Origin of the sequence: Rhodopseudomonas sp. G2_2311 (assembly GCF_047501505.1) — a bacterium.
In the GTDB taxonomy this organism is placed as follows: domain Bacteria; phylum Pseudomonadota; class Alphaproteobacteria; order Rhizobiales; family Xanthobacteraceae; genus Rhodopseudomonas; species Rhodopseudomonas palustris_H.
In genome coordinates, this window is sequence record NZ_JAZDRK010000028.1 from 14,443 (window position 1) to 36,322 (window position 21,880).

The 21,880-nt window shown below is 65.4% G+C and carries 19 protein-coding genes and 1 pseudogene; 3 read left to right on the forward strand and 17 right to left on the reverse strand.

Going from position 1 to position 21,880, the window contains the following annotated elements:
• Positions 1–7: 7 nt before the first annotated feature.
• From recJ to VRZ08_RS23175, 7 genes are all read right to left on the reverse strand, one after another.
• Entirely contained in the window at positions 8–1,849 is a 1,842-nt protein-coding gene (recJ, locus tag VRZ08_RS23145; RefSeq protein WP_414534030.1) for a single-stranded-DNA-specific exonuclease RecJ, read from the reverse strand.
• Between the two features lie 112 nt (positions 1,850–1,961).
• Complete coding sequence (locus VRZ08_RS23150) at positions 1,962–2,690, reverse strand: haloacid dehalogenase type II (RefSeq protein WP_414534031.1); 729 nt, start codon at positions 2,688–2,690, stop codon at positions 1,962–1,964.
• Positions 2,691–2,811: 121 nt separating this feature from the next.
• A complete protein-coding gene (locus VRZ08_RS23155; protein WP_107355599.1) occupies positions 2,812–3,255 on the reverse strand; it encodes a GNAT family N-acetyltransferase in 444 nt (147 codons plus the stop codon).
• A gap of 17 nt (positions 3,256–3,272) precedes the next feature.
• Complete coding sequence (gene glpX, locus VRZ08_RS23160; protein ID WP_107355598.1) at positions 3,273–4,277, reverse strand: class II fructose-bisphosphatase; 1,005 nt, start codon at positions 4,275–4,277, stop codon at positions 3,273–3,275.
• 62 nt (positions 4,278–4,339) lie between these two features.
• Positions 4,340–5,665 carry a homoserine dehydrogenase gene (locus VRZ08_RS23165; protein WP_107355597.1) on the reverse strand — a complete coding sequence of 442 codons (1,326 nt, stop codon included), beginning with the start codon at positions 5,663–5,665 and terminating at the stop codon, positions 4,340–4,342.
• Between the two features lie 78 nt (positions 5,666–5,743).
• A complete protein-coding gene (locus tag VRZ08_RS23170; RefSeq protein WP_107344427.1) occupies positions 5,744–6,964 on the reverse strand; it encodes an LL-diaminopimelate aminotransferase in 1,221 nt (406 codons plus the stop codon).
• 184 nt (positions 6,965–7,148) lie between these two features.
• Positions 7,149–7,460, reverse strand: a complete 312-nt coding sequence (locus VRZ08_RS23175; protein ID WP_164633862.1) for a hypothetical protein — start codon at positions 7,458–7,460, stop codon at positions 7,149–7,151.
• A 326-nt stretch (positions 7,461–7,786) separates the two neighbouring features.
• On the opposite strand from VRZ08_RS23175, the gene VRZ08_RS23180 reads away from it, so the two are divergent.
• Positions 7,787–9,592, forward strand: coding sequence for a PHA/PHB synthase family protein (locus VRZ08_RS23180; RefSeq protein ID WP_164633832.1), 1,806 nt, complete (start codon positions 7,787–7,789; stop codon positions 9,590–9,592).
• 41 nt (positions 9,593–9,633) lie between these two features.
• Here VRZ08_RS23180 and VRZ08_RS23185 read toward each other — a convergent pair whose 3' ends face one another.
• The 4 genes from VRZ08_RS23185 to VRZ08_RS23200 all read right to left on the reverse strand — a co-directional run bounded on the left by VRZ08_RS23185 (position 9,634) and on the right by VRZ08_RS23200 (position 13,978).
• On the reverse strand, positions 9,634–10,911 hold the full coding sequence (locus VRZ08_RS23185) for an amidase (protein WP_414534034.1): 1,278 nt from the start codon (positions 10,909–10,911) through the stop codon (positions 9,634–9,636).
• 72 nt (positions 10,912–10,983) lie between these two features.
• A complete protein-coding gene (locus VRZ08_RS23190) occupies positions 10,984–11,961 on the reverse strand; it encodes an ABC transporter substrate-binding protein (RefSeq protein ID WP_414534035.1) in 978 nt (325 codons plus the stop codon).
• Positions 11,962–12,017: 56 nt separating this feature from the next.
• Positions 12,018–12,896, reverse strand: a complete 879-nt coding sequence (locus tag VRZ08_RS23195) for an ABC transporter permease (protein ID WP_346294564.1) — start codon at positions 12,894–12,896, stop codon at positions 12,018–12,020.
• Positions 12,896–13,978 (reverse strand): ABC transporter ATP-binding protein, encoded by a 1,083-nt coding sequence (locus VRZ08_RS23200; protein ID WP_414534036.1) that lies wholly within the window; start codon positions 13,976–13,978, stop codon positions 12,896–12,898. Before VRZ08_RS23200 ends, VRZ08_RS23195 begins: the two co-directional genes overlap by 1 nt.
• 15 nt (positions 13,979–13,993) lie before the next feature.
• Here VRZ08_RS23200 and VRZ08_RS23205 point away from each other — a divergent pair, with 15 nt between their 5' ends.
• Positions 13,994–14,692 carry a GntR family transcriptional regulator gene (locus VRZ08_RS23205; RefSeq protein WP_414534037.1) on the forward strand — a complete coding sequence of 233 codons (699 nt, stop codon included), beginning with the start codon at positions 13,994–13,996 and terminating at the stop codon, positions 14,690–14,692.
• Between the two features lie 16 nt (positions 14,693–14,708).
• On the opposite strand, the gene VRZ08_RS23210 is transcribed toward VRZ08_RS23205, so the two are convergent.
• The 5 genes and pseudogenes from VRZ08_RS23210 to VRZ08_RS23230 all read right to left on the reverse strand — a co-directional run bounded on the left by VRZ08_RS23210 (position 14,709) and on the right by VRZ08_RS23230 (position 19,741).
• Complete coding sequence (locus VRZ08_RS23210; protein WP_011158044.1) at positions 14,709–15,071, reverse strand: hypothetical protein; 363 nt, start codon at positions 15,069–15,071, stop codon at positions 14,709–14,711.
• Between the two features lie 248 nt (positions 15,072–15,319).
• Positions 15,320–17,116, reverse strand: a complete 1,797-nt coding sequence (locus VRZ08_RS23215; RefSeq protein ID WP_414534038.1) for a B12-binding domain-containing radical SAM protein — start codon at positions 17,114–17,116, stop codon at positions 15,320–15,322.
• Positions 17,117–17,370: 254 nt separating this feature from the next.
• Entirely contained in the window at positions 17,371–17,970 is a 600-nt protein-coding gene (locus tag VRZ08_RS23220; RefSeq protein ID WP_414534039.1) for a class I SAM-dependent methyltransferase, read from the reverse strand.
• A gap of 69 nt (positions 17,971–18,039) precedes the next feature.
• On the reverse strand, positions 18,040–19,035 hold the full coding sequence (gene argC, locus VRZ08_RS23225; RefSeq protein ID WP_414534040.1) for an N-acetyl-gamma-glutamyl-phosphate reductase: 996 nt from the start codon (positions 19,033–19,035) through the stop codon (positions 18,040–18,042).
• A 14-nt stretch (positions 19,036–19,049) separates the two neighbouring features.
• Positions 19,050–19,741, reverse strand: a pseudogene (locus VRZ08_RS23230) (FMN-binding negative transcriptional regulator).
• Positions 19,742–20,191: 450 nt separating this feature from the next.
• Here VRZ08_RS23230 and VRZ08_RS23235 point away from each other — a divergent pair.
• Positions 20,192–20,737, forward strand: coding sequence for a DUF2087 domain-containing protein (locus VRZ08_RS23235; protein WP_414534041.1), 546 nt, complete (start codon positions 20,192–20,194; stop codon positions 20,735–20,737).
• Positions 20,738–20,840: 103 nt separating this feature from the next.
• Here VRZ08_RS23235 and VRZ08_RS23240 read toward each other — a convergent pair whose 3' ends face one another.
• A complete protein-coding gene (locus tag VRZ08_RS23240) occupies positions 20,841–21,830 on the reverse strand; it encodes an MBL fold metallo-hydrolase (protein WP_414534042.1) in 990 nt (329 codons plus the stop codon).
• Positions 21,831–21,880 lie beyond the last annotated feature (50 nt).

Below are 21,880 nucleotides of genomic sequence, written 5' to 3' on the forward strand. Positions count from 1 at the left end.
GCGCTGCTCACCTGATCATCGTCGGCCCGGCATCCGGGACCGCGACGTCGATGACGCGGAGTTGCACGCGTTCGGCGCCTTGCCAGCGGTCGACGCTGAGGCAGCCGGCGACGTGGAGCGTCTGACCGCGGTTCTCGGTGAGGGCGTTGCCGAGCTTCTGGCCGACGCTGCGGAATGCGATGCCGTTGACGAACGCGCCGTCGCCCGCCTTGAAGCGCAGCCGCAGATGCGCCTGGCCGACCTCGTCGGCATAGACGAGCTGATGCGCCGGCAGCGCGACGATCGGCTCCGGATTGCCGGCGCCGAACGGCCCTGCCCGGTTCAGCGTCGCTGCCAGCTCTGTCGTGACGCCGCGCGCCGACACCGCACCGTCGACATACAGTTCGTTGACGTGGCGCGACTTGGCGACGTCATCCGCCAGCGTCGTCTCCAGCCAGGCCCGGAATTCGGCGAGCCGCTCTTTGCGCAGCGTCACGCCGGCCGCCATGGCGTGGCCGCCGCCCTTGAGCAGCAGCCCATCGTGCACCGCCTGGCGCACTGCCTTGCCGAGATCGACGCCGGAGATCGAACGGCCCGAGCCGGTGCCGATACCGCCAGGCTCCAGCGCGATCGCAAACGACGGCCGTCCGAACTTCTCTTTCAGCCGCGACGCGACCAGCCCCACCACGCCCGGGTGCCAGCCTTCGGACGCGGTGACGATCACCGCGCCCTTGTCCTCGAGCCCAAGCGACGCCATCGCCTCGGCTTCCGCCTGGGCTTCGGCCCTCTGTTCGATCTCGCGCCGTTCGCTGTTGAGGCGATCGAGTTCGGCGGCGATGCGGGCGGCTTCAGAGACGTCGGATTCGAGCAGCAGCCGGACGCCGAGATCGGCGCGGCCGATACGGCCGCCGGCGTTGATCCGCGGCCCCAGCATGAAGCCGAGATGCCACGCTTCCGGCGGACCGTTCAGCCGCGACACATCCATCAGCGCGGTGTGGCCGACGTGATCGCGGCGGCGCATCGCGATCAGGCCCTTGGCGACGAAGGCGCGGTTGAGCCCGACCAGCGGCGCGACGTCGGCCACGGTGCCGAGCGCGACGTGGTGCAGCATGTCGAGCATGTTCGGCTCCGGCCGCTCGGTGGTCCAGAACCCGCGATGCCGCAGCTCGCGATTGACCGCGACCAGCGTCATCAGCACCAAGCCGACCGCAGCAAGATGGCCGAGCCCCGACAGATCGTCGGGCCGGTTCGGATTGATCAGCGCTTCGACCTCGGGCAGCTCGTCGCCGCATTGGTGATGATCGATCACCACGACGCTCATCCCGAGCCGCCGCGCTTCCGCCAGCGGCTCCAGGCTGGTGGTGCCGCAGTCCACGGTGATCAGCAGCGTCGCGCCTTTGCCGGCGAGCATACGGATCGCGTCGATATTCGGGCCGTAGCCTTCGAAGATGCGATCCGGAATGTGGATCAAAGGATCGAGCCCGCAATGGCGCAGATGCCAGGCGAGCAAGGCCGACGAAGTCGCACCGTCGACGTCGTAGTCGCCGAAGATCGCGACCTTCTCGCCGCGCGAGGCGGCGTCGGCGATCCGCTTGGCACCGGCTTCCATCTGAGTCAGCGACGCCGGATCTGGCATCAGCTTGCGGATCGTCGGATCGAGAAAGTCCTCGACCTGGTCGATCTCCACGCCCCGCCCGGCCAGCACCCGCGCCAGCATCTCGGGCAATTGATAGCGCTGCACCATCGCCTGCGCTTTCGCAGTGGCGCGGGCGTCGAGTCGGTCGCGCCACGCCTTGCCGGTGGCAGAGCGGGTCACGCCGAGAAACGCCGGCACGGTTTCGGCCGGCAAAACGGAGATGGGAGGCGTCATGGTCCGCGCAGATAAGCACGAAGCGCCGACGGCGCAAACCGCCAGGACGGCGGCAGGAGAAGCCCGCTGCCTATCAGTGCGAGTGAAGCGAGAGGATTGACCTTCTCGCGGGTCAGCACCCGAGCCGATCGGCGACACCGGCCAGATCATCGGCCACGATGGTCCAGTCGCCGGTAGCATCGAAGTCGATCGTCTGCAGCGGACCGTACTCGGTCGGACGCGGGATGAACGCCGTTTTCAAGCCCAGCGCTTGCGCGGCGGCGAGATCATTGTTGTGGGCGGCGACCATCATCACCTGCTCTGGCGGCAGATTGAGAAGACGCGCGGCGCCTAGATACGTCTCGGGATCAGGCTTGTAGTGACCGAACAAGTCGCCGCCGAGAATGAGATCCCAAGGCAGCCCGGCATTCTTCGCCATCCGAGTCAGCAGTCCGACGTTGCCGTTCGACAGCGGGCTGATGATGAACTTCGACTTCAGTCGCGTCAGCGCGGGCACCGAATCCGCCCACGGCTTCAGTCGGTGCCAGCCGGTGGTGATATAGGTCAGATCGTCGTCGCTGAGATTGTCGAGCCCGAACTGCGGCGCTAGCTGCTCCAGCGAGCGGCGGTGCAGATCATCGAGCTTGATGAAGCCGCGCGACGGGTTCTTCCGCACTTCATCCATCGACGGCACGTAGGCCTGCCGCCACGCATCAACCAGCCCGGTCCAATCGCCGCCGATGCCACGTGTCGTCGACCACGCGGTGAAGTCCTCGATCAGGCTGGTGCGCCAGTCGACCACGGTGCCGAACACGTCGAAGATCAGGGCTTGCACGTTTGTCGGTTCGGCTCTTCCGGCCATTTGTTTCTCTCCCCTTGCCGCAACTAAATCGTCATTGCGAGCGTAGCGAAGCAATCCAGCGCGAGCACGGAGCTGTACTGCTTCGTCGCTCCGCTCCTCGAAATGACGATGACGGGTGTGACTACAGCACCTTCCGATACTGCATGAAGCCGGAATCCTCGGCAATGCGGTCGTAAAGCAGCCGTGCGGTGGCGTTGCCGGTTTGGGTCAGCCAGTGCACGCGGCTGCAGCCGTCAGCTTTGGCGCGCGCGTACACGGCTTCGATCAGCTTGCGGCCGAGGCCGAGCCCGCGGGCGCTGTCGGCGACGAACAGATCCTGCAGATAGCAGTAATTGCCGACCGTCCAGCACGACCGGTGATAGATGAACTGCACGATCCCGGTGAGCTTGCCGTCGACATAGGCGCCGAGCAGATGCATCGGCTCGGCGGGATCGTGAAACCGCGCCCAGGTGACGTCGGAAACCTCGGGCGCCAGTGTCGCCTTGTAGAACGCGAGGTAACCGGCCCACAGCGGCTCCCAGGCGGCCCGCTCGTCGGGGCCGACGGGACGAATCTCGACGGCCATCCGACGATCTCCTTATCTTAATCCAGGTGGAACTTCTCGAGCTGGCGGTGGTCCGCCTTGATGTAGCGCACCGTGCCGGTGACCGACCGCATCACCACGGTCTCGGTCTGGATCACGCCCTTGCGGAACTTGACGCCCGAGAGCAGCGAACCGTCGGTGACGCCGGTGGCGGCGAACAGGCAGTCGCCCTTCACCATGTCCTCGATCTGGTACACGAAGTTCGGATCTTCGATGCCCATCGACTCGGCGCGGTTGCGCTTGGAGTGGGTGTCGAGCAGCAGCCGGCACTGCATCTGACCGCCGATGCAGCGCAACGCCGCCGCGGCCAGCACGCCTTCCGGCGCACCGCCGGTGCCCATGTAGATGTCGACGCCGGTGTTGTCCGGGTCGGCGCAGTGGATCACGCCGGCAACGTCGCCGTCGGTGATCAGCTGGACGCCGGCGCCGGTGGCGCGGATCTTGGCGATCAGCTCGGCGTGGCGCGGACGATCGAGCACCAGCACGGTGATGCCGTGAGTCGGCACACCCTTGGCCTGCGCCAAGCGGAGGATGTTGTCTTCCGGCGGCGCATCGATGTCGATCAGGTTCTTGTCGTAGCCCGGACCGATCGCGATCTTCTGCATGTAGACGTCGGGCGCGTGCAGCAGCGTGCCGCCTTCGGCCATCGCCATGGTGGCGATCGAGCCCGGCATGTTCTTGGCGCACAGCGTGGTGCCTTCGAGCGGATCGACCGCGATGTCGACCTTCGGACCGGCATTGATGCCGGCGCCGACCTTCTCACCGATGAACAGCATCGGCGCTTCGTCGCGCTCGCCCTCGCCGATCACGATGGTGCCTTCGATCGGCATCTTGTTGAGCTCGCGGCGCATCGCATCGACCGCGGCCTGGTCCGCGCCCTTCTCGTTGCCGTGGCCGCGCAGCCGCGCCGCAGACACCGCGGCGCGCTCGGTCACACGCACGATCTCCAGGGTCAGGATGCGTTCCAGCAGCAATTGCGGCGGAACGGAAATGGTGGTCGACATCGGCCCAGCTCCTCAAAACAGCGCCCCCGCGCTTGCGGCGGGGGCTGTACAAATGGTCGAACTCAGTTCTTCTCGATCCGGATCACCTGTGGCCGGCCGCTGATCACCTTGTCGCGCTGCACGGCTTGCAGGGCGCGGCGCACCGCGTCTTCAGCGGTGGCGTAAGTAATCAGGATCACCGGCACCGGGACCGACGATTTGGCGGCCTTGCCATTGGCATCGACGCTGCGGTGCGGATGCCGCTGCACGATCGACTCGATCGAGATGTCCTGCTCGGCAAGCCGCTTGGCGATGGTCGCGGCGGTGCCGGCGTGATCGCGCGCCAGCAGCCGCAAGTAATAGCCGCCCTCGTGGCGTTGCATCGGCGCCTTCGCGGTGGCTTTCAGCCCGGATACCGGCCGACCGAACGGCACTGCGCGGATGCCGCGGGCAACATCGGCGATATCCGCCACCACCGCGGACGCGGTCGCAGCGGCACCGGCGCCGGCGCCGACTAGGGTGATCGGCGGAATGCCGTCGCCGTCGATCGAGACGGCGTTGGTGACGCCCATCACCTGGGCGATCGACGAGGTCTTCGGCACCATGGTCGGATGCACGCGCTGCTCGATGCCCTTGGCGGTGCGGACCGCGACGCCGAGCAGCTTGACGCGATAGCCGAGATCATCGGCCGCGCGGAGATCTTCCGGCGTGATCGAGCGGATGCCCTCGACGTAAACCGAGCTCTCCGACACTTTGGTGCCGAACGCGAGGCTGGCGAGGATCGCCAGCTTCTGCGCGGTGTCGTGGCCGTCGATATCGAAGGTCGGATCGGCTTCGGCATAGCCGAGCCGCTGGGCATCGGCGAGGCAGTCGTCGAACGACAGCCCCTCCTGCTCCATCCGGGTCAGGATGTAGTTACAGGTGCCGTTGAGAATGCCATAGATCCGGTCGATGTCGGTGCCGGCGAGGCCCTCGCGCAGCGTCTTGATCACCGGGATCGCAGCGCCGACGGCGGCCTCGTAGTTCAGCGCCGCGTTGTGCTTCTCCGCGAGCGACGCCAGCTTGAGGCCGTGCTTGGCGATCAGCGCCTTGTTGGCGGTGACCACCGCCTTGCCGGCGGCCAGCGCCGCCTCGATCGCCGGACCGGCGGGATCGCCGGCGCCGCCGATCAGTTCGACGAAGCAATCGACCTCGGGATCGGTGGCGATCGCCAGCGGGCTCTTCGCCCATTTGATGCCGGACAGATCAAGCCCGCGCTTCTTGGCCTTGGAGCGCGCGGTGACCGCGACCACGCGCACAGGGCGGCCGCAACGAGCGGACAACGTCCGCTCCTGCCGTTCGATGACGCGGACGACTTCGGCACCCACGGTGCCGAGACCCGCAATACCCACTCTGAGTGGCGCGACCATGACGCGCTGACCTGCTGCCGGAACCGGCGTTTCTTGGGGAAGAACCCGGAGGCCGGCGGGCGGCCCCCAATGACGGGCCTATCGCTGAGCAGCGAGAGGCACGACGTTGTGCAACGTTTCGACGCCGCTTTCAAGGAAGCGCCGGACGCCACGCGCCGCCTGGCGGATGCGCTGCTCGTTTTCCACCATCGCGATGCGGACGAAGCCCTCGCCGTGCTCGCCGAAGCCGACGCCGGGCGACACCACGACACCGCACTTCTCCACCATCAGGGTGGCGAACTGCATCGAGCCGATCTCGCGGAAGGCCGGCGGCAGCGGCGCCCAGGCGAACATCGACGCCGACGGCGGCGGGATGTCCCAGCCGGCGCGGCCGAAACTCTCGACCAGGATGTCGCGGCGCTTCTTGTAGGTCTCGCGCATCTCCTTGATGCAGTCGTCGGGACCGTTCAGCGCGGCGGTGGCGGCGACCTGGACCGGGGTGAAGGCGCCGTAATCGAGATACGACTTCACGCGGGCCAGCGCGGCGATGATGCGCTCGTTGCCAACCGCGAAGCCCATGCGCCAACCGGCCATCGAGAACGTCTTCGACATCGAGGTGAACTCGACGGTGACGTCCATCGCGCCCGGCACCTGCAGCACCGACGGCGGCGGATTGTTGTCGTCGAAATAGACTTCGGCGTAGGCCAGATCCGACAGGATCATGATCTCGTGCTTCTTCGCGAACGCCACCAGATCCTTGTAGAAGTCGAGGCTGGCCACATAGGCGGTCGGGTTCGACGGATAGCAGGCGATCAGCGCGATCGGCTTGGGGATCGAATGGATGATCGCCCGCTCGGCCGCGGCGAAGAAATCCGGGGTCGGCTCGGACGGCACCGAGCGGATCACGCCGCCGGCCATCAGGAAGCCGAAGGCGTGGATCGGATAGCTCGGGTTCGGGCACAGCACGACGTCACCGGGGGCGGTGATCGCCTGGGCGACGTTGGCGAAGCCTTCCTTGGAGCCGAGGGTCGCGACCACCTGGGTGTCGGGGTTCAGCTTCACGCCGAATCGGCGGTCGTAATAAGCGGCCTGGGCCCTGCGGAGACCGGTGATACCGCGGGAGGCGGAATAGCGGTCGGTGCGCGGCTTGCCGAGGGTGTCCTTCAGCTTCTCCAGGACGTGCGGCGGAGCCGGCAGGTCCGGATTGCCCATCCCGAGATCGATGATGTCGGCTCCGGCGTTGCGCGCGGCGGCCTTGGCCCGGTTGACCTGCTCGAACACGTAGGGCGGCAAGCGGCGGATGCGGTAGAATTCTTCCATGGTCCTCGACTCCGGGTAACGGTGGGATCGTTACCGCGTTCTTGATCGGAGGGGAATCCGATAAACGTGCAGCAACGCCCTGATTCGATCGAATTTGCGGCTGTTTGCGACAAGGCTGACATGCAGCCCGCTCGCGATCGTCACCTGCCCCGGCGGCGGGTCGTCGATGGCGGCGTCGGTCCGGCTATCTCGACGCCGCCGTTCTGGCGGCCGCGGTGCCCGCGGCCGGCGCGGCTGCACCCGCAGCGGCATTCGCGTTCGCTTGGCGTTCGCGGGCTGCGATCAATTCCTGCTCGATCTTATTGCGCTCGGCGGGTGCCAGCACCGCTTCATCGCGATTGGCCGGCAGGTCGTTCACGGCCGGAAAAGCGTCGGCTTGCTTGGGCTTGGCGGGGGCATCGCTGCTGCCGAGCAGCGGCATGTCGGACAGCGAGACCGAGCAGCCGCCGAGCGCGCAGCCGGCCACGACCAGCGCAGCTGCCACAGCAGCCCGCATGCCGGGTCCCGTCCGTCCACCCGTGCCTGCCACTCGCATCACCCTGCTTGCCTTCACGCGGCCCCGCCTTCCCGATCGTCGCCGCTCGCAACAATCGTCGCACTCGAGGATTAAACCTTAACTCATTTCGCCTCGAACCGGCCAGCGCCGAGCGGCGACATTAACCGACCCGACCGCCTCAGTGGGATGCCAATGTGGCTAAATCAAGCGCAATTTGTCGCACTGCAGCACATCGAAATCAGCGACGTTTACCGAACTATGCCATCATCCGGGGGCGCGACGACAAATCTCAGCGGATTTTCTGCACTGGATTGTAGTGTTGATTCATGACCGACATGCTCGCAGAACCCAAGGCGGCCCCGAAGTTCGATCCTGACGCATTCGCCCGCAATCTGGCGCAGGCGATGGAGACTGGTAGCCAGGCGCTTGCGACGATGATGAAGTCGCAAAACGGTGCCGTACCACCGGACGGTCATCCGCCCGCCGGTTTGACCGAAATGGTGAAGAGCTTCTCCACCGTCGCCAATTACTGGCTGTCCGACCAGGACCGTTCCAAGGAGCTGCAGCAGCGGCTCGGCAAGTCGTATCTCGAACTCTGGGGCGCGGCCTCCAAGCGCCTCGCCGGCGAACAGGCCGAACCGGCGATCGCCCCCTCGCCGCGAGACAAGCGGTTCGCCTCACCGGAATGGAAGGCCAACGCGTTTTACGACTTCCTGATGCAGGCCTATCTACTCACCACGCAGTGGGCCGACGAACTGGTCAAGAACGCCGAGATCGATCCGCACACCAAGCGCAAGGCGGCGTTCTACGTCCAGCAGCTCACCACCGCGCTGGCGCCCTCCAACTTCGTGATGACCAATCCCGAGCTGACGCGTCACACGCTGGAGGCCAGCGGCGACAACTTGGTGCGCGGCATGAAGATGCTGGCCGACGACATCCAGTCCGGCCGCGGCCACCTCAAGATCCGGCAGTCCGATCCGGCCGGGCTCGAGGTCGGCGTCAACATGGCGGTCACCCCCGGCAAGGTGATCTTCCAGAACGAGATCATGCAGCTCATCCAGTATGAGCCCGCCACCGAGACGGTGCAGCGCACGCCGCTGCTGATCGTGCCGCCGTGGATCAACAAGTACTACATTCTCGACCTGAAGCCCGAGAAGTCGTTCATCAAATGGTGCGTCGACCAGGGCCTCACCGTGTTCGTGATCTCCTGGGTCAACCCGGACAAGAGCCTCGCCGACAAGGATTTCGCCGACTACATGAAGCTCGGACCGCTGACCGCGATGGACGTGGTCGAGAAGGTCACCGGCGAGATGAAGGTGCACACGCTGGGCTACTGCGTCGGCGGCACCCTGCTCGCTTCGACGCTCGCCTGGCTCGCCGAGCGCCGCCGGGTGCGGGTCACCTCGGCGACCTTCCTGACCACGCAGGTCGACTTCACCCATGCCGGCGACCTGATGGTATTCGTCGACGAGGAACAGATTTCCGCGGTCGAGCGCGAGATGAAGGTCACCGGGGTGCTCGAAGGCGCCAAGATGGCGATGGCCTTCAACATGCTGCGCCCGAACGACCTGATCTGGTCCTACGTCGTCAACAACTACCTGAAGGGCCAGCCGCCGCAGGCGTTCGACCTGCTGCATTGGAATTCCGACGCCACAAGGATGCCGGCGGCGAACCACTCCTACTACTTGCGCAACTGCTATCTCGATAACAAGCTGTCGGCCGGCACCATGGTGCTGGACAACACCACGCTCGACCTGGCCAAGGTCAAGGTGCCGATCTACAATCTCGCCACCCGCGAAGACCACATCGCTCCGGCGGAGTCGGTGCTGTACGGCTCGCAGTTCTTCGGCGGTCCGGTGAAATTCGTGCTGTCAGGCTCGGGCCACATCGCCGGCGTGATCAATCCGCCGGCGGCGAACAAGTACCAGTTCTGGACCAATCCCGACATCTTCGCCGGCTCGGTCGCCAACTGGCTGAACGGGGCCGAGGAGCATAAGGGGTCGTGGTGGCCGGACTGGCGCGCCTGGATCGGCGCGTTCGACGACGAACAGGTCCCCGCCCGCGCCATCGGAAACGAAGCCTACCCGCCGCTGGAAGATGCGCCGGGCAGCTACGTCAAGGTGAGGTCCTGATCGACGCGAGGCGGCAAAGCTTTAGCCGCGCGTCGATCGAGTCAGTTCGCCAGCTTCGCCTCGACCACCCGAGCGGTGCGCAGCAGCTTGGCGTCCTCGCCAAAGCCTCCAACCACTTGAAGACCAAGCGGCAGGCCGCGGCCAGACCGGGCGATCGGCATCGTCAGGGCCGGCACGCCGAGCATCGTCCACAGCGCGCAGAAGCTGGCGTCGCCGGTATAGGCCAGCCCTTCCGGAGCTTCGCCGGGCGCCGGCACCGTCAGGATGCCGTCGAGACCGCTGAGATGCCGCGGAAGCTCCTCCCGCAGGGATGCCTGCAGTTGGCGAGCTTCGATGTAGCGCGGTGCGCTGATCGCGTTGCCGGTCGCCACCAGCTCCTTGAGCTGCGGGCTGGTCAGATCTGGATGTTGCGTGATCAGCCCGTTGAAGATCGCGGCCGCCTCCGCCACCAGAATGATCTCCGCGGCATCGAATCCCTTCCAATAGCGCTCCGGAAGCTCAAGCGGCACGATGCTGGCCCCTGCGCGCTGGAGCGTCTCCAGCGCCGCCTCGAACGCCTGGTTCTGTTCGGCGCTGACCCGATCCCAGATCGGCGGGCGAACCACACCGAGCCGCAGTGACGAGGCGACAGGAAGCACGTCTCCCTCGACGGCTTGGGCTGCCGCCCCCGCGTCGGCGCCGTCGGCCAGCAAGCCAAATGCGAACGCCGCGTCCTCGACAGATCGGGTCAAGAACCCGACGTGATCGAGCGATTGCGCCAATGGGTGAACGCCGTCGCGAACAATCGCGCCGAAGCTCGGCTTGAAGCCCACGATGCCGCAATAGGCAGCGGGTCGTACCACCGAACCGACCGTCTGGGTGCCGAGCGCCATCGGCACGATGCCGGCCGCCACCGCGGCCGCCGATCCGCTCGACGAACCGCCGGGCGTGTGCTGCGGATTGTTGGGATTGACCGTTGGCCCAGGGCTGCGCCAAGCAAATTCAGTGCTCACCGTTTTGCCGAACACGATGCCGCCAAGCCGCTTGATGCGCGCCACGATCGGCGCGTCGTGATCCGGGATGTGGTCGGCATAGACCCGTGATCCGTTGGTGGTCGGAATGCCGGCCGTCGCAATGATGTCCTTGATGCCGATCGGGATGCCGGCGAGCGGTCCCTCTCCTCCCGTGAGCTGTTCTCCGGGCAGCCGATGACAGAACGCTTTCAGCCAAGGCTCGACCTCGTCGGCGCGCTGGGTGCAACTGGCAATGTAATCGGCGGAGCTCAACGTTCCTTCACGGAACGCGCGATGGACTGCGAGCAGTCCCAGCGGATGCGACATGATTGAGATCGTCCTTGAAACGCAAAAGAAGACGCCGGCGATCGCCTCCGATCGCCGGCGTAATGGCCATGGTTATTTCAGCGCGAGCGCCGGCTTGACGTAATCCTGAATGACGAAGTCCTCGTACTTCGGCGCCAGCTTCAGATTGCCAAGCGCGATCTGGGTCTGCATCGCGGTCTCGTAGGCCTGCTGCGTGGTCTGCACGCTGCTCGGATAGACGTTTTCGGCGATCATCCGCCGGACGGCCGCTTCGACGATCTTCGGATCGAGCGTCGGGAATTCCTTCTGGGCGATCGCGACCGCTTCATCGGGATTGTTCTTCATGAAGCGCAGCGCCAGCTCCATCGCGTTGACCACCGCCTGTGCATCTTTCGGATCGACGTTCTTGCGAGCGGTGATCGACGAGAACGCATACGGACCGTAGGCTTTCGGGAAGCCGATCACCACCTTCATGCCCTTGGCCACCACCTGATCCAGGCCCGGTTCATACAGCACCGCCACCTTGGCCTGACCGCCGAGAAATGGCCCCGGCTCGGAGCCGATCTGCACCTGCAGCAGATCGACGTCAGTGTCAGGCTTCATGCCGTTGTCCTTGAGCAACTTCATGAACAGCGAGGTGCTGGTGGTCGGCATCAGGCCGGCCACGACCTTCTGGCCCTTCAGATCCTGGAGCGTGTCGTACTTGAAGTCGGGTGCGGCAGCCACCCACACGGCCGCGCCATTCACCACGTTGCAGATGATGCCGACATCTGCGCCCTTCGAGTTGGCGATCGCGGTCCATTCCGGGCCGTGGATCGAGAACGACGCACTCCCCGACAGGACTGCGGACAACGCCGTGGTCGGCGAGCCTGCGGTCTCCTTGTCGACGTCGAGGCCCTGCTGCTTGAAGAAGCCCTTATCCAGCGCGACGTAGAACGGCAGGTAGAGCATGGACTGGAAGGCCTGAGAGATTTTGACCTGCTTGGCCATCGCGGCGGTGGGGACCACCGTCGAAGCTACTAACGACGCCACGACGGTGGCTGCACCGACAAGTTTTCCGATCGAACGCATAAGGTTTCGGCTCCGAGGTTGGGTGAAGGAGGTGGTGGGAGTTGGTGCGGCCGCGTCTAGGCCTGAATCCGGACGTGTCCGGTGTCCTGCTTCCAGGGCAGCAGGTAGCGCTCGAGCGCATCGATCCCGTGGTAGAGCACGAAGCCCATAAACATCAGGACGAATAGGCCGACCCAGACCGAGTTGAGGTCGTAGAGGCTCGATGCGTTGTAAACGAGATGGCCAAGGCCACGCTTGGACGAGATGAACTCTCCGACCACCGCACCGACCAGAGCGAAACCGATGTTGATCCGGAAGGTCGCGATGATCGCCGGCAGCGACGACGGAACGACCACGCTGTAGAAGATCTGGTGTTTGGAGCCGCCCATCGACAGCATCAGCGACTGCAGATCCTTATCGCTGTCTTTGGCGGCTTGATACGCTGCGATCAGCGCCACCAGCGCCGTCATCGACACCACCAGCACCACCTTCGACAACAAGCCTGTGCCGAACCACAGCAGGATCACCGGGGCGAGAGCAATCTTCGGAACGCTGTTGAGCGCCACGATGAAGGGCTCGACCATCCGGGCGATGAAGGTCGAGTACCACATCGCCAGACCGAGAACCGAACCGACGATGGTGCCGACCACGAAGCCGATCAGAGCTTCGTAGAGCGTGTAGCCGCTGTCGACGAACAGCGACCCGTCGAGCAACTGAGTCTCGAACCGCACCCAGATCCCCGACGGCTTCCCGACCAGGAACTCCGAAATCCAGCCCATGCGGACTCCGAGCTCCCACAGCAGGAAGAACGCGACCACCGCGAGCGCCTGCAGCGCGGTGCGACCGAGATGCGTGTCGAACGTGACGACCAGACGCTGGGTCAGGCTGATCGTTTCGCGATTGGGCCGGATGGCAGTGCCGCCGGTACGGGGTGCGACGTCTGTTGCGCTGGTCATCAGTTAGACTTCACTTTTCGGGTCTGAATGTCGAGCTCACCGCAGAGCATGTGGAAATAATCGGAGAAGCGGTGATCGCTGCGCGCCTCCACGGGACCGGTGCGCTCGATGTCAATGTGATGGACATTCTTGACCCGCGTCGGCCGCCCGCTCAGGGCGACGACGCGCTTGGACAAGGCGACCGCTTCGTCAACGTCGTGGGTGATCAGAATGACGGTCTTGTTGAAGGTCTCTACCGCTTCCATCAGCACGCCTTCGAGATACAGCCGCGTCTGGTAGTCGAGCGCGGAGAACGGCTCGTCGAGCAGCAGGATGTCGGGATCCATGATCAGCGTCCGGATCAGCGCCACGCGCTGGCGCATGCCGCCCGACAAGGTCTTGGGATAGGCTTTCTCGAATCCCGATAGACCGAAGGTCGACAGATACTCGCGCGCGGTGTCGAGCGCTTCGGCATCGGCGACGCCGCGCACGCGCAGGCCGAGCAGCACGTTCTCCAGCACCGTCCGCCAGGGAAACAGCAGGTCCTTCTGCATCATGTAGCCGATGCGGCCGCGCAGACTGCTGACCTGCTCACCGCGATAGATCAGGCTGCCGCTATCGGCATTCAGTAGTCCCGCGATCACGTTGAAGATCGTGGTCTTGCCGCAACCGCTCGGCCCGATGATGCTGACGAAATCGCGCTCGTAGATGTCGAAGGACAGTCCGTCGAGAACCGGCACTGGCCCCCCTTTTCCGGGAAACACCTTGCGGACGTCTCGAACGCTGAGTTGGATCTGCGGCTCTGCCATGGATTTGCTCCTTTGCGAATGCTTTGCAAAGCCCATGCCAGCACATTCGACAAAGGTCGAAGAACGCCAATTCCCGCTGCAGCGCAGGCGATTAGCGGAAGGTCGCCCGCCCTCGCGGCGTTCGCCGCCGCCGTGCTTCGTCCCATCCCGCCGCTCCAATGCATTGTGCATTGTGCACACCGAAGCGGCACCGGTCCGGGCACGTTCTGTGATATCGAGATTGAAACGACGACTAATCCGCGCGCGATACGAAGCTGCCGGCGGCTGCCTCGTGATCGCCTCGGCGATCGGCACTTAAGGGAGTGAAAGATGCGGAGACGTGGACAGCCCACGACGGTCCGCCAGCATGTCCTGCTCGATCTGCGGACCAAGATTCTGCAGGGGCGCTATCCGGCCGGCACGCGGCTGCGGCAGGAAGAGATCGCGCGTCAGCTCGACGTCAGTACGACGCCGGTGCGCGAAGCATTTCGCGACCTGCTGTCGGAAGGGCTGATCTCACTCGACGCAAGGCGCGGCGCCGTCGTTCGCGGGCTGACGCTGGACGACGTGCAGGAGATCTACCAGATGCGGATGCGGCTGGAGCCTCTGTTGGCCGCCCGCACCTTCGATCGCGTCACTGACGACGATCTCGCCCGCGCCGACGCTTGCCATCGCAAGATGTGCGGCAAGGTCTCAGCGCAAAGCTGGGCCAATCTCAACGAGGAATTTCACGCCGCCCTGACCGGCAACACCACCGGCGGCCGCCTCGGCAGCGTGGTCTACAACCTTGCCCATGCCGCCTCGCCTTATGTTGTCCTGTCGCTGTTCGCCGATCCGGACATCCGCGACATGAACAACCGCGATCACGCCGAACTGCTGGCGCTCTATCGCAGCCGCGACCGGGACGGTGTAGTGGCAACGACCGAGCGCCATCTGGCGCAGACATTGCGGCTGATCGAACAGGAGGCGCAATTGAAGTTGGCGCCCGCTGCCGCAGACGACGGCGAACTGCTCACCGCGGCCCGCTGAGGCCGAGGGACCGACGCTACGTCCCCGACACCCAAGCCAGCAGCAGCGCGAAACCGGCGAGACCGACGGTGACGTGCGTGCCGAGCAGGACGTTAGCGCCGACCGGCGAGCGCCGCGCCAGCGCGGCGATGAAGCCGGAGAAGGCCGATACTGCGAACAAACCGGCCGCGATCTTGCCGAAGGAGACGCTATCCGTCGTCGCAGCTCCATCCGGCGTGCCGTGCAGCAGCATAACGAGAGTCTCGAGCCCGCCAAAGCCGAGCAGCATGTGCAGCGCGACCAGCCCCTGCTTGCGGTCGCCGCGCAGATAAAGCAGCCCGAGATAAAGCCCCAACGCCGTCGCCGCGCTGAGGATCACCAGCACAGGAGCCACCGTCATTCCGCCTCCGAAGCCGTTTGAATGGAACGGAGCGATTTAAGCATGACGGCGGGAACTTGAGAACAGATCCGAAAGAGCTTCGCCTCGCCGTCATTCCGGGGCGCGAGCGAAGCTGGCGAACCCGGAATCTCGACGTGCTTATGCACGGCGCCCGCCGCGCACCGTGCGGCATCTTCCTTGACGATAACGCGAGATTCCGGGTTCGCGCTGGCGCGCGCCCCGGAATGACGGAGACAAGCAGCTGCCGCCTACGCCACCGATTTGGCGTGGGTGAGCTGGTTGATCTTGCGGATGTGCTCCACGGCGTCCTGGGCGGCCTGGGTGTGGGTGAACAGCTCCAGCTCCTCGACCTCGTGGTCGCCGACCGGGGTGATCGCGGTGTCGGTGTAGCTCATCCGGTTCGGGTCGCTGCGGATCTTGCGGCGCAGGCCGTCGATCCAGAACCAGTGCCGGACGTTCTGAACCAGCTTGCGAGCCCTCTCGGCGATCAGCTTCGGATAGAACACCAGCGCCGGCTCGACCGGCAGCGTCGGGCGGCGGTCCAGCCGATATTTCAGCCGGATGATGCCACCCTGCAGCGGGTGCACCTTCTCGATCCGGACCATCGATGAGAACAGGAAGATCATCGACGCCAGCCGTGACACGCCGACCCCGGTCGCGGCGGCGCGGCGCATCATCCGTTCGATGTGCTCGGCCGAATAGTACAGCTCCCAAGCCTTGAGGTACGCGCCCTGCCACTCCTCCCGGCTCATCTTCGGATGCGGCGTGACCACGTGTTCGATGTCGAACCGGTTGAGATCGCTGTCCATCGCCACGCCCTGATTGAACAGGCGCTGGTGATCCTCGGAGCCCGGCAACGGCGTCAGGCAGAAGAACTCGAGGATGTCGAGCGGCAGCTCCTTCTGGATGATCGCAATATCTTCGGCGATGCTCTCCGGCGTGTCGTGCGGGAAGCCGAGGATATAGCCCGCATAGGTGATCACCCCGGCCTTTTTCCAGGCCAGCAGCATCTGCCGATATTCGGTGATCTTGTTCTGACGTTTCTTCGCCGAAGCGAGATTCTGCGGGTTGATACTCTCCAATCCGAGGAATGTGCGGACCACACCCGCAGCCCGCGCCTTCTCGATGAAGCCATCGATCTTGTGGCACAGCGTGTCGACCTGGATGACCAGCTTGATGTCCTTCTGCCCGGTCGCAGCAAATTCGCGGCGCAGCGCGGCGAGCCGATCGAGGATCACCTCCCAGTCCTTGTTGCGGGCGAAATTGTCGTCGGTCATGAAGAACCAGTTGACGCCCTGCGCCATGTTGGCGCGCACCAAGCGCTCGATATCGTCGGCGCTGCGGCCGCGCGATTTGCGGCCCTGGACGTTGATGATGGTGCAGAACGAGCACTGATACGGACAGCCGCGGCCGGCATCGAACGAGGTTTGCAGGCTGAACGTACCCTTGAGGAATTTGCGCGGCAGCACCGGCGTCGGCACGCCCTCCAGGCACGGCAGGTCGTTCAGATAGTTGTACAGAGGCTTCAGCGCGCCGCTGGCGGCGTCACGCAGCAGCTCGTCGCAGCGACCTTCGAGCTCGCCGGCATACAGGGTGACGCCGAGGTCGAGCGCCTGCTGCAGATCAGGCTGGATCCCGGGGAGCATCGCGATGCAGCCGGAGACGTGGAAGCCGCCGATCGCGACCGGAACGCCGGCAGCCCGCAGCGGACGGGCGATGTCCATCGCGCGCGGGAACTGATTGGACTGCACCCCGACGATGAACACCAGCCCGAAGAAGTCGTGGGTCCGGAACCGCTCGATGATCTGCGGAATACGCGTTCGGGTGTTGATCTCGTCAGCAGCGGTAATATCGATCTCGACGTCGCCCAACGCGCGGCGCTGCCGGGCGTCCTCTACCAGGCTGTAAACCACCGCCAGTGAGTTTGAGGGGATGAAGGACCTGAACCACTGAATGACGTAGCCGTCGTCATCGTAATGCGACGGTTTGATCAGTGCGATCTGGAACCGCTTCGACGGCCGCGCCGCCGGTTGCACACTCGCCATTGCCGCCCCCACCTGCTGTCGCAACCGAAAGCGATCCCGCCTTCGGCCTCCCGCGTGGAGCTTGGCTCAGGTCGCCGGGCGCTGGCAAGGACGCCCGGCACAACTCACTCAATTATCACTGCAAGCTAATCGCATATGCTGCAGCCGCGGTACTAACCGTGCGCTAACTGAACAGCGTCCGACTTGGTGAGACGCAACAGCAACACTGTGTCTCACTTTGCACAGCCGCCCGGGAACTCCGTGACGGTAAGCAGTCACTCCGGCTTCCGGACCGTTACATGAAGGAAATGAGCGAGTTCTTGGTCGAACCCCTTGCCTTCGCTGGTCTCGACCGCGACCGATGCCCAAGTGCCAGCTTCCGCATAACGCCCACGAAGCCACTCCTCGGACGGGTAATTGTAGTAGCGCGCGAGCTTGTCCCGCCCCTCGCTGTCGCCGGACTTGTAGCTGGCATAGAACAGGCCGCCGGGCTTCAGCGCCCGCCAGATCAGTTTCAGCACGTCGGCAAGCTCATCGCGCGGCACGTGCAGCAGGCAGGCGTGAGCCCAAACCGCGTCGTAAGCGTCGATCGCGTCGAGCTGATGGAACAACATGGTGCGGACCGGTCGCCCAAGCCGGCGCGAGGCTTCCGCCGCGAGTTCCGGGGAGCCGTCGGTCGCGTCCACATCGAAACCGGCCGCGAGCATCGCTTCGGCCTGGTAGCCGGCCCCGCAGCCGAGCTCGAGGAGCTTGGCACCGGCCGGCAGTTCGCCCAGAAATTTGGTCAGCGTCGCGCTCCGCGGCTGCCGCTCGGCGTAAGCGGTGGCATTGCCGCGGTAGAACCGCAGCGTGTCGTCGTCGAAAGCTTGAGTCATGTCAGGTTCCAAAAATGACGAGGCTCCCGACCGAGAGGACGGGAGCCACTCCACAGCAAAGCGAGACGGCTAATCGATCCCGCCAGTATCAGGCAAGCCGAGCATCAGCCGCATGTTCTGCACGGCGGCACCGGAGGCGCCCTTGCCGAGATTGTCGAGCCGCGCCACCAGCACCGCCTGGCGGTGCGTGTCGCTGCCGAACACGTAGAGCTCGAGCTGATTGGTGTCGTTGAGCGCTTCCGGCTCGATCCGGCCGCCCGCGTACGGCGCAGCATCGAGCGGCGGCACCGACACATAGGTGCTGCCGGCATAGCGCTGCGCCAGCGCGGCATGCAGGTCTGCGACCGCCGGCTTGCCCGGCAGCGTATCGAGATGCAGCGGCACCGATACCAGCATGCCCTGACGGAAGTTACCGACCGAGGGAATGAAGATCGGCCGCCGCGACAGGGCCGAGTACTTCTGGGTTTCGGGCAGATGCTTGTGCGCGAAGCCGAGGCCATACAGCTCGAACGCCGGCGCGGTGCCGGCCTCGTAGGCCGCGATCATCGATTTGCCGCCGCCGGAATAGCCGCTGACGGCGTTGATCGTCACCGGATGGTCGGCCGGCAGCAGGCCGGCGTCGACCAGCGGCCGCAGCAGCGCGATGCCGCCGGTCGGGTAGCAACCGGGATTGGCCACCTTCTTGGCGGCGCGGATCTTGTCGGCCTGGTCCGGCGCCAGCTCGGCGAAGCCATAGACCCAGTCCGGCGCGACCCGGAACGCGGTCGAGGCGTCGAGCACCTTCGGGGCCGCCGCGCCGAGGTCGTCGATGAGCGCTACCGTCTCCTTGGCGGCATCGTCCGGCAGGCACAGGATGACGAGATCGACTTCGGCCATCAGCGCCCGCTTGGCGCCGGGATCCTTGCGCTTGTCGTCGGGGATGTCCTTCACGGTGACCTGGCCGTGGCGGGCCAGCCGCTCGCGGATGCCGAGGCCCGTGGTGCCGGCGGCGCCGTCGATGAACACCACCGGCTTGCCGCTCGCAGCCTTCGCCTGGCCTGGGAGGGGGCTGTCGGTCAGGGTCATGTGAAGCTCCTTGATCAAGCGGGTTCGCCGGCGAGTGCCGGCACGGTGTAATCCAGATGCGGCCGCAGCGCGACCATCTCGGCCGCGATTTCCTGCGAGCCGGCGTCGGGCTGACGCGCCAGCGCGGTGGCGACCGCGACGTGATCGGCGTCGGACTTGTGCTGGTTGAGCTTGAAGCTGCCCGCCACCGCATCGACCCGCATCATCACCCCGACGATCGCCTGCTTCATCGCATTGCGCCGGCCGGCCGCCATCTTGGCCATCGTCCACGGCCGCTTCGGCGCCAGCGCGGCCTCGAACACGGCGCTGACATCGTCGAGCTGCGCCTCCAATTCGCTGGCCGACATCACCGCCGCCGGGCCGGTCAGCTGCACGCTGCGATACAGCCAGGTCGGCACCTGATCCGGCGATGCGTACCAGTCGGCCGACACATAGGCATGACCGGCGGTCACCGCCATCAGCCACGGGGTGTGCGGGCATCGGCGCAGCGCGCCAGCGGGTTATTGCGCGCGATGTGGAACGACAACAGCGGGGTGCCATCGCTAGCATATTGGATGGCGAACGGCAGCGGCGAAGCGATCGGCCCGGCGGCGTCATGGGCGCAAGCGAGGCCGAAACCGCGCGCCGCCGCGAACGCAAGGCAGGCGGACCGGTCGGGCTTGAAGCAGGCGGACCGGTCGGGCTTGAACTGGGGTGGCGCATACATGGCGATAAGCTCCTGGTTTGAACGGGAGCCGCCGGATCGATGCGCGTAAGGGGGATTTGAAGCTCACCTGCCGCGGACCGTAACCGGCGGCAGGGAGGACGCTGTCAGACGCGCGCGTCAACCCATGCCGCGGGAATGCGGCGGCGGGCTTTTGCGGTGGTGAGCGCGTTGAGCATAGCGCGTTGATAGGAGCGGTTACGTACCAGGTCAACCCATCACGGGCGCAGATCTCGGTCTCGCTCATGACGGCGCTGCCGCACGCATAGCTTGCCAATCGCGCGATGGAGCTGTATTTCCCCGCGTACTGGTCGGCAGTTCACCAAGGCGTCGCTGTCCCCTCGGGGAAGCTAAACCTGCCTGTTTCCTTGATCGGCAGACACTTATCCCGTGCCGCCGTCGTAAGTCAGCGACCAACGACATTCATCGTTCGGCACGATCGAGGATGAGGTCATGACTAGAACTGCTTTCCCCTTCGCCACCCAGGATGTGTCCGCGCTGGCGCGCGCGCTCAACCGCGAGCTCGACGCCCAGGGCCACAAGCTCGGCCATGTCGAGATGCTGAACCTGCTGGCGCGCTCGGCCGGCTATCGCAACTTCCAGCATTTCCGCGCCCAGTTCGACGCCGAGGACATGCTGCAGCGCCAGCCCGAACCGGAGCCGGCCCCCGATCTGCAGAAGGTCGCGCAGGCCACCCGTTACTTCGATGCGAGTGGCGTGCTGACACGATGGCCGAAGAAGGCCAGCCATCGCCTGCTCTGCCTATGGGTGATGTGGTCGCGCGTGCCAGCGGGCCGCGAGCTCAGCGAGAAACAGCTCAACGAGCTGTTGCTCGGCCATCATGGCTTCGGCGATCACGCGCTGCTGCGACGCATGATGTGCGACAACGGCTTGATGACCCGCACCCGCGATGGCCGGGTGTATCGTCGGGTCGAGCAGAAGCCGCCGCCGGAAGCCGTGGCGCTAATCCGCCACCTCGCCCCGCGGCTCGCAGCCTGAGCCCTCGGTCGTTGCGAGCAGCACCCGGATCGGCGCTCCGCGCCGTCCGGGCACAGGCTCCGCCACGAAGCAATGACGAGATTCTCAGGCCTCAGGAACGATCTCAGATCACCGGATTCCACGGCGACGGCACCAGGCGGTAGCCGTCGGCGGTCTTTTCGACATGGCCCATCGCCGGGAACGGGAAGTGGAAGCCCTGCACCCGCATCTTCTCGGCGGCGAGCATGTCGTAGGTCTTGCGGCGGGTGGTCTCGGCCATCGCCGGATCCTGATCGAACATCAGGTGCCAGCCCGGATGGGTGACGAACAGCGCCGGCACATTGGTGACGTCGGACTGGATGAACACCTTGTCGGCGCCGGACGACAGCACGAACGAGGTGTGGCCCGGGGTATGGCCGCGGGTCTCGACCGCCAGCAGGCCGGGCGCGACGTCCTTGCCCCACTCGTACGGCGTAACCTTCTTGTTGAGCCCGGTGTCGAACACTTTTCGCGCGGTTTGGAACACGCTCTGCATCCGGCCCGCCGGCGCCCGGCTCATCTCGCCGTCGTCCATGAAGTATTTCCACTCCGCGGCCGGGACCAGCACCTCGGCGTTCGGAAACGCCGGCTGACCCGACGCATCGAGCAGGCCGTTGATATGGTCGCCGTGGAAATGCGAGATGACCACCAGGTCGACCGCCTTCGGGTCGACCCCTGCGGCCGCCATGTTGCCGGCGAACTGGCCGACATTGCCCTTGCTCGACGCGAATGCGCCGGGGCCGTTGCCGGTGTCGAGCACCACCAACTTGCCGCCGGTGTTGATCACCAGCGGCGCGAAATGGATCGAGACTTTGTCCTTGGGCAGGAACGCCGCTTCCAGCGCATCGCCGACATCGTCCTTCATGGCGTTGAGCACGAAGCCGTCGACCAGCGGAAAGGTGCTGATGCCGTCGGACACCACATTCACCTGAGCGTCGCCGACCCGGTAGCGGTAGTAGCTCGGCGCCTGCTTGTCGGCGACCGGCGCCGCGGCGTGGGCGGGCGCGCTGCGCAGCAGCGGTACCGCCGCAAGCGCGGCAGTCGCAGTGAGGGCGTGACGTCGGGTCAGATCCATGGCGTGTCCTCGCTGGTGATTGCGGCGCAGTCTAAGCCGCAACTCATGGC

Excerpts from the sequence above, each read along its gene's own strand:
- recJ (WP_414534030.1), bottom strand. The coding sequence starts at position 1,849 with ATGACGCCTCCCATCTCCGTTTTGCCGGCCGAAACCGTGCCGGCGTTT.
- VRZ08_RS23150 (WP_414534031.1), bottom strand. The coding sequence starts at position 2,690 with ATGGCCGGAAGAGCCGAACCGACAAACGTGCAAGCCCTGATCTTCGAC.
- VRZ08_RS23155 (WP_107355599.1), bottom strand. The coding sequence starts at position 3,255 with ATGGCCGTCGAGATTCGTCCCGTCGGCCCCGACGAGCGGGCCGCCTGG.
- glpX (WP_107355598.1), bottom strand. The coding sequence starts at position 4,277 with ATGTCGACCACCATTTCCGTTCCGCCGCAATTGCTGCTGGAACGCATC.
- VRZ08_RS23165 (WP_107355597.1), bottom strand. The coding sequence starts at position 5,665 with ATGGTCGCGCCACTCAGAGTGGGTATTGCGGGTCTCGGCACCGTGGGT.
- VRZ08_RS23170 (WP_107344427.1), bottom strand. The coding sequence starts at position 6,964 with ATGGAAGAATTCTACCGCATCCGCCGCTTGCCGCCCTACGTGTTCGAG.
- VRZ08_RS23175 (WP_164633862.1), bottom strand. The coding sequence starts at position 7,460 with ATGCGGGCTGCTGTGGCAGCTGCGCTGGTCGTGGCCGGCTGCGCGCTC.
- VRZ08_RS23180 (WP_164633832.1), top strand. The coding sequence starts at position 7,787 with ATGACCGACATGCTCGCAGAACCCAAGGCGGCCCCGAAGTTCGATCCT.
- VRZ08_RS23185 (WP_414534034.1), bottom strand. The coding sequence starts at position 10,911 with ATGTCGCATCCGCTGGGACTGCTCGCAGTCCATCGCGCGTTCCGTGAA.
- VRZ08_RS23190 (WP_414534035.1), bottom strand. The coding sequence starts at position 11,961 with ATGCGTTCGATCGGAAAACTTGTCGGTGCAGCCACCGTCGTGGCGTCG.
- VRZ08_RS23195 (WP_346294564.1), bottom strand. The coding sequence starts at position 12,896 with ATGACCAGCGCAACAGACGTCGCACCCCGTACCGGCGGCACTGCCATC.
- VRZ08_RS23205 (WP_414534037.1), top strand. The coding sequence starts at position 13,994 with ATGCGGAGACGTGGACAGCCCACGACGGTCCGCCAGCATGTCCTGCTC.
- VRZ08_RS23210 (WP_011158044.1), bottom strand. The coding sequence starts at position 15,071 with ATGACGGTGGCTCCTGTGCTGGTGATCCTCAGCGCGGCGACGGCGTTG.
- VRZ08_RS23215 (WP_414534038.1), bottom strand. The coding sequence starts at position 17,116 with ATGGCGAGTGTGCAACCGGCGGCGCGGCCGTCGAAGCGGTTCCAGATC.
- VRZ08_RS23220 (WP_414534039.1), bottom strand. The coding sequence starts at position 17,970 with ATGACTCAAGCTTTCGACGACGACACGCTGCGGTTCTACCGCGGCAAT.
- argC (WP_414534040.1), bottom strand. The coding sequence starts at position 19,035 with ATGACCCTGACCGACAGCCCCCTCCCAGGCCAGGCGAAGGCTGCGAGC.
- VRZ08_RS23235 (WP_414534041.1), top strand. The coding sequence starts at position 20,192 with ATGACTAGAACTGCTTTCCCCTTCGCCACCCAGGATGTGTCCGCGCTG.
- VRZ08_RS23240 (WP_414534042.1), bottom strand. The coding sequence starts at position 21,830 with ATGGATCTGACCCGACGTCACGCCCTCACTGCGACTGCCGCGCTTGCG.